The organism is Cobetia sp. (genome assembly GCF_983723665.1).
The window spans coordinates 7937-16763 of record NZ_CFDJES010000039.1 but is presented as its reverse complement, the minus strand read 5'-3'; the positions used below and the strand labels follow the sequence as shown (position 1 = coordinate 16763).

Genomic DNA, 8827 nt, shown 5'->3' with positions numbered 1-8827 from the left:
GGCGAGCACTGGATCAGCGAGGAGCGCTTCTGGAAGTCATAGACGCCCAGCGGCGAGGAGAAGCGCGCGGTGCCGGAGGTCGGCAGCACGTGATTCGGCCCGGCGCAGTAATCGCCCAGCGCCTCGGATGTGTGCGAGCCCATGAAGATGGCGCCGGCGTGACGCACGCCCTCGACCCACTCCTCGGGATTCGCCACCGAGAGCTCCAGGTGCTCCGGCGCGATGCGGTTGGTCAGCTCCAGCGCCTGCTCCGGTCCGCTGACGCGAATCAGGGCACCGCGCTCACGCAGCGAGGTCAGGATGATCTCGGCACGCTCCATGGTCGGCGCCAGGCGCTCGATGGCGGCCTCGACGGCGGCCAGATGCTCGTCATCCCACCCGATCAGGATCGCCTGGGCATCTTCGTCGTGCTCGGCCTGGGAGAACAGGTCCATCGCCAGCCAGTCCGGGTCGGTCACGCCATCGCTGACCACCAGAATCTCGGACGGCCCGGCGATCATGTCGATACCGACCTGACCGAACACCGCACGCTTGGCAGTCGCCACGTAGATGTTGCCGGGGCCGACGATCTTGTCGACGCGCGGCACGGTCTCGGTGCCATAGGCCAGTGCCGCCACGGCCTGGGCGCCGCCGATGGTGAAGACACGATCGATACCCGCCAGGTGCGCCGCGGCCAGCACCAGCTCATTGACCACGCCGTCCGGCGTCGGCACGACCATGATGATCTCGCGCACGCCCGCGACATGCGCCGGAATCGCGTTCATCAGCACGGAAGACGGATAGGCCGCCTTGCCGCCCGGCACGTAGATCCCGGCGCGGTCCAGCGGCGTGACCTTCTGGCCCAGCAGGCTGCCGTGCTCGTCCTTGAAGGACCAGCTTTCCGGCTTCTGATGCTCGTGATAGACACGCACACGCTCGGCAGCCACGGCCAGCGCCTCGCGCTGATCCGCCGGCAGGTCGGCATAGGCCTGGGCCAGACGCTCGGCACCGATGACCAGCTCGGCCATGCTCGAGACACTCAGGCGATCGAAGCGGTTGGAGAACTCCACCAGCGCCGCATCGCCTTCCTGCTTGACGCGCGCGAGGATGTCGGTGACACGATGCTGTACCTCGGCATCGGACACGCCCTCCCATGACAGCAAGCGGTCCAGGCGGGCAGTAAAATCGGTATCACGGCTATCAAGCCGGTTGATCAAGGTATCCATGCGAACCTCTTTTCTCATTGCTTGGCAGAGAAGGCTGAACCGGACGGGCTCCGTCCAGCGCCTGCCCGCATCATCTTGATAAGCATCGTGATGAACATCTTGATGAACATCGTGACGAGCAGGGGCGGCAGCTGGCGTTTCGAGAGTCATCTTCTGCCACGGTCATCTATGCGACCTTGGGTATCCAGCGGGTCGATGCCGACAGCGCGCGGCCATCACGCCTCGCGGCGGGCTTCCACGGCCTGACGCAGGCGATCGATCAGCGGCTTGAGGCGATCGTGCTTCATGGTCATGGCGGCCTTGTTGACCACCAGACGCGTGCTGATGTCGGTGATCAGCTCGCGCGGCTCCATGCCGTTGGCGCGCAGGGTGTTGCCGGTGTCGACGATATCGACGATCTCGTCGGCCAGATTCATCAGCGGGGCCAGTTCCATCGCGCCGTAGAGCTTGATGACTTCGGCCTGGATGCCCTGCTCGGCGTAATAGCGACGCGCGACATCGACGAACTTGGTCGCGACACGGCGGCGAGCGCCCTGCTGCTGCTGACCGACGACACCGGCGGTCATCAGGCGGCACTTGGCGATTTCCAGGTCCAGCGGCTCGTACAGGCCTTCGGCACCATGCTCGAGCAGCACGTCCTTGCCGGCGATACCGAGATCGGCGGCGCCCAGCTGCACGTAGGTCGGCACGTCGGTGGCACGGATGATGACCAGCTTGACGTCCGGCAGATTGGTATCGAAGAGCAGCTTGCGGCTCTTGTCGAGATCTTCCAGCGGCTCGATGCCAGCGTCAGCCAGCAGCGGCAGGGTTTCCTTGAGGATACGCCCCTTGGAGAGGGCGACGACCAGTTGCTTGCTCATGGGGTATTCGCCCGTGCTTGTACGTAGGAATTCGGCACGCGCTGCCGGTCAATCAAGGCCGACAGCGCGAGGTGGGGCACTGATCAGCCGGCGGAGCGACGGATGATCACGTTCAGCCCGGACAGCTTCTCTTCGATGCACTCGTAACCGCGGTCGATGTGATAGATGCGGTCGACCATGGTCTCGCCGTCGGCGACGATCGCCGCGATCACCAGCGAGGCAGAGGCGCGCAGGTCCGTCGCCATCACCGGCGCACCGGACAGGCGCTCGGTGCCGGTCACGACTGCGGTGTTGCCCTCGAGCGCGATGTGGGCGCCCATGCGGTTGAGCTCCTGCACGTGCATGAAGCGGTTCTCGAAGATGGTCTCGATCACGGTGCTGGTGCCTTCCGCGACCGCATTCATCGCCACGAACTGGGCCTGCATGTCGGTGGGGAATGCCGGGTATGGCGCCGTGCGGATATTGACCGCCTTCGGGCGCTTGCCGTGCATGTCCAGCTCGATCCAGTCATCACCGGTGGTGATGGTGGCACCGGCTTCTTCCAGCTTGGCCAGTACGGCGTCCAGGGTGTCGGCACGCGTGCGCGTGACACGCACCTTGCCGCGCGAGGCGGCCGCCGCGACCAGGAAGGTGCCGGTCTCGATGCGGTCCGGCATGACGGAGTATTCACAGCCGTGCAGCTTCTCGACACCGTCGATGACGATGGTGTCGGAACCCTGGCCCGTGATCCTGGCGCCCATGGCGATCAGACACTCGGCCAGATCGACGACTTCCGGCTCACGCGCGGCGTTTTCCAGCACGGTGCGGCCGTCGGCCAGGGTCGCGGCCATCAGCAGGTTCTCGGTGCCGGTGACGGTCACGACATCAAAGACGATGCGCGCGCCCTTCAGGCGGCCACCCGGCGCCTTGGCGCGGATATAGCCATTCTCGACCGTGATCTCGGCCCCCATCGCCTCCAGGCCACGGATGTGCAGATCCACCGGACGCGAGCCGATGGCGCAGCCACCCGGCAGCGAGACTTCGGCACTGCCGAAGTGCGCCAGCAGCGGGCCCAGCACCAGAATCGAGGCACGCATCTTCTTGACCAGGTCATAGGGCGCGTGACAATGCTCGACCTTGGAGCCATCCAGCTGCACGGTCATGTTGTCGCCCATCACCGGCTCGACGCCCATGCGCCCGAGCAGCTCGAGGCTGGTCGTGATGTCCTGCAGATGCGGCAGGTTGCTGATGGTCACGGGACCTTCCGACAGCAGCGTGGCTGCCAGAATGGGCAGTGCCGAATTCTTGGCGCCGCTGGCCCAGACTTCCCCGTTGACCGGCCCGTTGCCAGTGATGATCAGCTTATCCATGAAATGTTCCGGTCAACCCTGAGCGTTGCCGGCGGCAGCTTCGAACTGCGCCGGGGTATAGGTACGAATGCTGATGGCATGCAGCGCGCCAGAGCGGATCTCGTCATTGAGCGCGGAGTAGACCAGCTGCTGGGCCTTGACGCGGCTCAGCTCGGCAAAGACATCCCCCACGGCGACGACCTGGAAATTGCAGCCCTCACCCTGGATATGAAAATCGACGTTCTCGATACGAGCCTCGAGCAGGGCCTTGACATCATTCGGTTGCATGACGGGCGGTGACTCCTTCGCGGTACATGTCGGGATCGTGGCAGGGAATCCTTGCGCGACGATCGATGCGATATGACCGCACATGGTAATCAAAAGCGCGCGGGAACGCGATTGGCAGTCAATCGCTGCCTCCACGTTGCCGCGCGCATGAATGGCGATACGGACAAGCCTCGAGCCTCCAGCAGAGCGGTGCGGCCTGACAGGCGATCAGGCCGCCGCTGGCTCAGGACGTCTCGAGTGACAGCGGGGGCTCTGCGCTGATCTCAGCGACATTCAGCCCCGGCAGCAGGTTTTCCAGTCCGGAGACTGCCGCCAGTCGGCTCAATGCGGGAGACAACGCGAGGTGAGCGACGTGCCCACCATGCTCCGCCAGATGGCGCTGCCACTCGAGCAGTACGCTCAGGGTGGCGGTACTGGCGCTATCCACGCCGCACAGATCGATGGAAACCCCATCCTCGCGGCGCCCCAGCCATTTCCTGCCGGAATCCGCCAGCTCTGCGGCATTGTCGAAATCCGGCTGGCCACTCAGGCTCAGCCGTGCGTCACCGGCTTCCAGCGTGACGCCCTCGCGATCGAAGAGAGTTTTCATGGTCATGGCGACGACAGGGCTCAGCTGTTGCCCTGATCCCCCTCACCCTTCTCGAGGTCGACATCCGGCTGCCAGCCCTTGATGACGGCATCGATGTCGCGGCCGTTGTCACGCATGGCCTGATCGAACTGGTTGCGGAAGGTCAGGCCCAGGTTGACGCCGTTGACGATCACGTTGACCACCTTCCACTCGTCGTTGCGCAGACGCATGGAATAGGCCACCGGGTAGACCTTGCCCTTGGTATCGACCACGTCCATGTAGACGGTGTCCTGGTCTTCATAGCGACGCTCGCCTTCGCTGTCCTTCACGTCCAGCCTGGCGTAATCGAAGCTCACCAGACCCTTGGCGTAGGTACCGATCAGGGTGTCATGGAAGACCTTGGAGAATTCGGTGCGCTGCTCAGGAGAGGCGCCCTTGAAGTACTTGCCCATCACGCTGGCGGCGATGTAGCGATAATCCACCACCGGCTTCAGCGCGGAATCCACCAGGGTTTCCAGCTCGTCGACGTTGTCCTTGTAGTAGCTCTCGCGGCTATCGATCTTGGTGGTCAGGCCCTCGACCGTGTCGCGCAGCAGCACGTCCGGCTCCTGCGGGGCGGCCATGGCCAGCGGGCTCAGCGCCATCAGGGCGGACAGGCTCAGCACGCTCAACGGACGAATCAGCTTCTTGAGGCTAGAGGTCATCAGGGTTGCTCCTTGAAAATGTACATCGTGCTCGAACGTGAAACCGCAGGCACCGAGTCAGGTCTTTCGGTGCATCACACGCGTGCGCCGGGTGCCTGCACTGCGATGAACAACGCATCGAGAATCAACGCTACGAGAATCAGCTCTTCGAAAAATTGGACACGAACTGCTGGATCAACTCTTCCAGCACCAGTGCAGACTGGGTATCGCGAATGGTGTCGCCGTCCTCCAGCACGTCCGGGTCTCCCCCGGTGCTCAGGCCGATGTACTGCTCGCCCAGCAGGCCGGACGTCAGGATGGCGGCGGTGGTGTCCTTGCTCAGCTTGCCACGCAGACTGCTGTCCAGCTTCATCGTGACACGGGCGTCAAACCACTTCGGGTCCAGCTCGATCTTCTCGACGCTGCCGACGGCAACACCTGCCATCGTGACCTTTGACCGCGCCTTGAGGCTTCCGATCCCTGAGAAGTTGGCATTGAGCACGAAGGTGTCATCGGCCTGCTGGAACGTGACGCCGCTGACACGCAGTCCCAGGAAGACCATTCCCAGGAAACCAGCGAGTATGAACAGGCCCACGCCGAACTCGAGCATGCGGGTACGTTTCATCAAATCTCTCCGAACATGACGGCCGTGAGGACAAAGTCGAGTCCCAGCACCGCCAAAGATGAATAAACCACGGTACGTGTGGTGGCGCGCGAAATGCCTTCCGAGGTCGGGATCAGGTCATAGCCCTGGAAGACGGCGATCCAGCTGACCACCAGCCCGAAGACCAGTGACTTGATGACGCCGTTCATGACATCACCGATGAAATCGACGTTCGACTGCATGCTGCTCCAGTAGGCGCCCTCGTAGATGCCCAGCCAGTCGACCCCCACCAGCTTGCCGCCCCAGATGCCGACGACACTGAAGCCGATGGTCAGCAGCGGCAGCGAGACGAACCCGGCCCACAGGCGCGGCGCGACGATACGCTTGAGCGGATCGACACCGATCATCTCCATGCTGGTCAACTGCTCGGTGGCCTTCATCAGGCCGATCTCCGCCGTCAGCGCCGACCCCGCGCGCCCGGCAAACAGCAAGGCCGCGACCACAGGCGCCAGCTCGCGCAGCAGTGACAGCGACACCATCTGCCCCAGCGCCTCCTCGGCACCGAAACCGACCAGAATGGTGTAGCCCTGCAGCGCCAGCACCATGCCGATGAACAGCCCCGAGACCAGCACGATAGCCAGCGACAGCACACCGACGAAGTGCATCTGTCGCACCCACAGGCCGATGCCCTCACGGGACGGGATGCCGATACCGGCCTGCACCAGCAGCATGCCGGCACGCCCGATGGCCGCGATCACGTCGATGCTGCTGCGGCCCAGTGACGTGATGGCCCCGAGCGGGCCACGATTCAGACCACTCATGACTCTCTCCTGCGGGTTGCCGATTCGCGACCATCGAGAATGTCGCCGGCGAAGTCCGGGGCGGGATAATGGAAGGGCACCGGGCCATCCGGCTTGCCGTGGATGAACTGGGCTACACGCGGGTCCGATTCGGCGTTCAGCGCCTCGGGGGTGCCCTGCGCCATCACCTTGCCATCGGCGATCACATAGACGTAATCGGCGATGGTCAGCGTTTCCTTGATGTCGTGCGAGACCACCAGCGCCGTCATGCCCAGCGCATCGTTGAGGCGCCGGATCAGATTGACCAGCACGCCCATCGAGATGGGGTCCTGCCCGGCAAAGGGCTCGTCGTACATGATGAGGTCCGGGTCCAGCGCGATGGCTCGCGCCAGTGCGACACGCCGCGTCATGCCGCCGGAGAGTTCGGCCGGCATCAATTCACGCGCGCCGCGCAGCCCGACGGACTCGAGCTTGATCAGCACGATGTCACGAATCATCGCATCGGGGAGATCGGTGTGGACGCGCAGCGGGAAGGCGACGTTCTCGAACACGCTCAGATCGGAGAACAGGGCACCGCTCTGAAACAGCATGCCCATGCGACGGCGCATGCGAAACAGCTCGCGCCGCGACAGGCCATGCACGTGCAAGCCGGCGATCTCGACGCGCCCTGCCGAGGGCGTCAACTGGCCGCCGATCAACTTGAGCAGTGTCGTCTTGCCGGTACCGGAAGGCCCCATGATGGCGGTTATCTTGCCGCGCGGGATCTTGAGGTCGATGCCGGAGAATATCTCGCGTTCTCCACGGGTGAACCGCAGGCCTTCGACACGAATCAGGGCGTCATCGAGATTGATCTCGCCTGCCGCGCCGCGTGAAGAAGCCTGCGCATCCTGGCCGTCCGCACCCGTCCGGGTTGCGGTCTGACCGGGCAAATCAGTCATAGAAGCATCCGCTGTGAGGGACCTTCGCCGTGACGAGCCACACGCTGTCGGCTCGTGAACAGGTCGAATGTCCGAGTCATGGGATCCAAGGATCAAGTTAGTTAGCGAACATCGTATCCGAACCCACCCCTGTGCCGCCAGTCTCATCAAGGCAACAGAGCCGTGCCGCGGGTGGTGACGCGCTCAACAAAGCGCTCGGCAACACGCTCGACAATGGGAACATGGCCACTGTCTTGCAAAGGATTGGGGGGATGCGTTTAATGGCGCGGTTCCCGGCGATACGCCACCGCCCTGCCCCCTGCCCCGAGAGTTCTGATGCTATATCCCATCCTTGCAGTCGTCATCGGCCTGATTGGTCTTGTCTGGAGTGCTGATCGCTTCGTCGAAGGAGCCGCGGCCACTGCGTGGCGCGCCGGGATGAGCAAGCTGCTGATCGGGATGACGATCGTCTCCGTCGGCACCTCTGCCCCCGAGATCGTCGTCTCCATCATGGCCTCTCTTGATGGCACTCCGGATATCGCGACCGGCAATGCGCTGGGCTCCAACATCGCCAATATCGGCCTGGTGCTCGGCGTCACGGCGTTGATCGCCCCGATTCCGGTGCATTTCGGGCTGGTGCGCCGCGAGCTGCCGCTGCTGCTGGCGGCCACGGCGCTGGGCGGTTATGCGCTGTCCAACAGCGGGCTCGAGCGTCTCGATGGCATCCTGCTGCTGGCCCTGCTGGTCTTCACGCTGGTGTGGCTGTTCAAGGTCGATTCGCCGAGCGAGGCGGAAAGCCAGGATGACGTGCCCGAGATGAGCACCGGACGCGCCATCTTCTGGCTGCTGGTCGGGCTGGCGGTGCTGATCGCCAGCTCGCGTGCGCTGGTGTGGGGAGCGACCGACATCGCCCAGGCACTCGGCGTGCCGGAATTGATCATCGGCCTGACCGTGATCGCCATCGGCACCAGCCTGCCGGAACTGGCCGCCAGCGTGGCCAGCGCCCTCAAGCGCCATCACGACATCGCCATCGGCAACGTCATCGGTTCCAACCTGTTCAACATCCTCGCCGTGCTGCCCGTGCCGGGCCTGCTGGCGCCGGGCCCGGTGGATGGCAGCGCCATCAGCCGTGACTATCCGGTGATGCTGGGGCTGACGCTGCTGCTGGCTGCGCTGCTCATCTGGCAGCGCCGTGGGCGCATCGGCCGCGGCCCAGGTGTTATCCTGCTCGCCTGCTATCTGGCCTACACGGCCTGGCTTGCCATCAGCCTGACTCGCTGACGGCAGCGTCTTCATCATCGTTTGCCACGCCGCCGCGCGGGATGACACGCCCTTTCCGCGCGGTTTGAGCCCTGGCCAACCACAGGCAACAATTCGATCATGACCGAGCCTTCCAGCACCCCGCACGCCACCGCGCCTGGCACTTCTGCTTCAAGTCAGTCCGCCGCCGATGAGACTCCGGCCAGCCAGGCGGGTTTTCGCGCCAGCGCCCGCCGCACCTTCGCCATTGAGGAAGCGGCCATCGCCGCGCTCGAAAGCCATCTCGATGACGACTTCGACCGCGCCTGTCAGCT

The 8827-nt window shown here is 64.2% G+C and carries 10 protein-coding genes and 1 pseudogene; 2 read left to right on the top strand and 9 right to left on the bottom strand.

The annotated features are described in order from the left end of the window. The 9 genes from hisD to AC4FAH_RS05945 all read right to left on the bottom strand — a co-directional run. The coding region (gene hisD, locus AC4FAH_RS05985; protein WP_490245767.1) for a histidinol dehydrogenase at nt 1-1205 on the bottom strand (1205 nt) is incomplete at its 3' end. Between the two features lie 215 nt (nt 1206-1420). Then, a complete protein-coding gene (gene hisG / locus AC4FAH_RS05980) occupies nt 1421-2065 on the bottom strand; it encodes an ATP phosphoribosyltransferase (RefSeq protein ID WP_043332537.1) in 645 nt (214 codons plus the stop codon). Between the two features lie 83 nt (nt 2066-2148). Further along, a complete protein-coding gene (gene murA, locus AC4FAH_RS05975; protein ID WP_043332539.1) occupies nt 2149-3414 on the bottom strand; it encodes a UDP-N-acetylglucosamine 1-carboxyvinyltransferase in 1266 nt (421 codons plus the stop codon). 12 nt (nt 3415-3426) lie between these two features. Further along, nucleotides 3427-3681, bottom strand: coding sequence for a BolA family protein (locus AC4FAH_RS05970; protein WP_043332541.1), 255 nt, complete (start codon nt 3679-3681; stop codon nt 3427-3429). A gap of 223 nt (nt 3682-3904) precedes the next feature. Then, a complete protein-coding gene (locus AC4FAH_RS05965) occupies nt 3905-4276 on the bottom strand; it encodes an STAS domain-containing protein (RefSeq protein WP_054555102.1) in 372 nt (123 codons plus the stop codon). Between the two features lie 14 nt (nt 4277-4290). Next, entirely contained in the window at nt 4291-4953 is a 663-nt protein-coding gene (locus AC4FAH_RS05960) for an MlaC/ttg2D family ABC transporter substrate-binding protein (protein WP_043332543.1), read from the bottom strand. A 139-nt stretch (nt 4954-5092) separates the two neighbouring features. Then, complete coding sequence (mlaD, locus tag AC4FAH_RS05955) at nt 5093-5557, bottom strand: outer membrane lipid asymmetry maintenance protein MlaD (protein WP_043332545.1); 465 nt, start codon at nt 5555-5557, stop codon at nt 5093-5095. After that, a complete protein-coding gene (gene mlaE, locus AC4FAH_RS05950; protein WP_043332547.1) occupies nt 5557-6357 on the bottom strand; it encodes a lipid asymmetry maintenance ABC transporter permease subunit MlaE in 801 nt (266 codons plus the stop codon). Before mlaE ends, mlaD begins: the two co-directional genes overlap by 1 nt. Beyond that, complete coding sequence (locus AC4FAH_RS05945) at nt 6354-7274, bottom strand: ABC transporter ATP-binding protein (RefSeq protein ID WP_082388135.1); 921 nt, start codon at nt 7272-7274, stop codon at nt 6354-6356. The genes mlaE and AC4FAH_RS05945 overlap by 4 nt, the downstream gene beginning before the upstream one ends. A 315-nt stretch (nt 7275-7589) precedes the next feature. Here AC4FAH_RS05945 and AC4FAH_RS05940 point away from each other — a divergent pair, with 315 nt between their 5' ends. Together AC4FAH_RS05940 and AC4FAH_RS05935 are read left to right on the top strand one after the other, a co-directional pair. Continuing rightward, nucleotides 7590-8534: a calcium/sodium antiporter gene (locus AC4FAH_RS05940; RefSeq protein WP_043332549.1), complete on the top strand. Its 945-nt coding sequence runs from the start codon at nt 7590-7592 to the stop codon at nt 8532-8534. A 99-nt stretch (nt 8535-8633) separates the two neighbouring features. Next, nucleotides 8634-8827: pseudogene (locus AC4FAH_RS05935) on the top strand (hypothetical protein); the annotation flags it as partial.

Coding starts and splice junctions, on each gene's coding strand:
- hisG (WP_043332537.1), bottom strand. CDS start 2,065: ATGAGCAAGCAACTGGTCGTCGCCCTCTCCAAGGGGCGTATCCTCAAG.
- murA (WP_043332539.1), bottom strand. CDS start 3,414: ATGGATAAGCTGATCATCACTGGCAACGGGCCGGTCAACGGGGAAGTC.
- AC4FAH_RS05970 (WP_043332541.1), bottom strand. CDS start 3,681: ATGCAACCGAATGATGTCAAGGCCCTGCTCGAGGCTCGTATCGAGAAC.
- AC4FAH_RS05965 (WP_054555102.1), bottom strand. CDS start 4,276: ATGACCATGAAAACTCTCTTCGATCGCGAGGGCGTCACGCTGGAAGCC.
- AC4FAH_RS05960 (WP_043332543.1), bottom strand. CDS start 4,953: ATGACCTCTAGCCTCAAGAAGCTGATTCGTCCGTTGAGCGTGCTGAGC.
- mlaD (WP_043332545.1), bottom strand. CDS start 5,557: ATGAAACGTACCCGCATGCTCGAGTTCGGCGTGGGCCTGTTCATACTC.
- mlaE (WP_043332547.1), bottom strand. CDS start 6,357: ATGAGTGGTCTGAATCGTGGCCCGCTCGGGGCCATCACGTCACTGGGC.
- AC4FAH_RS05945 (WP_082388135.1), bottom strand. CDS start 7,274: ATGACTGATTTGCCCGGTCAGACCGCAACCCGGACGGGTGCGGACGGC.
- AC4FAH_RS05940 (WP_043332549.1), top strand. CDS start 7,590: ATGCTATATCCCATCCTTGCAGTCGTCATCGGCCTGATTGGTCTTGTC.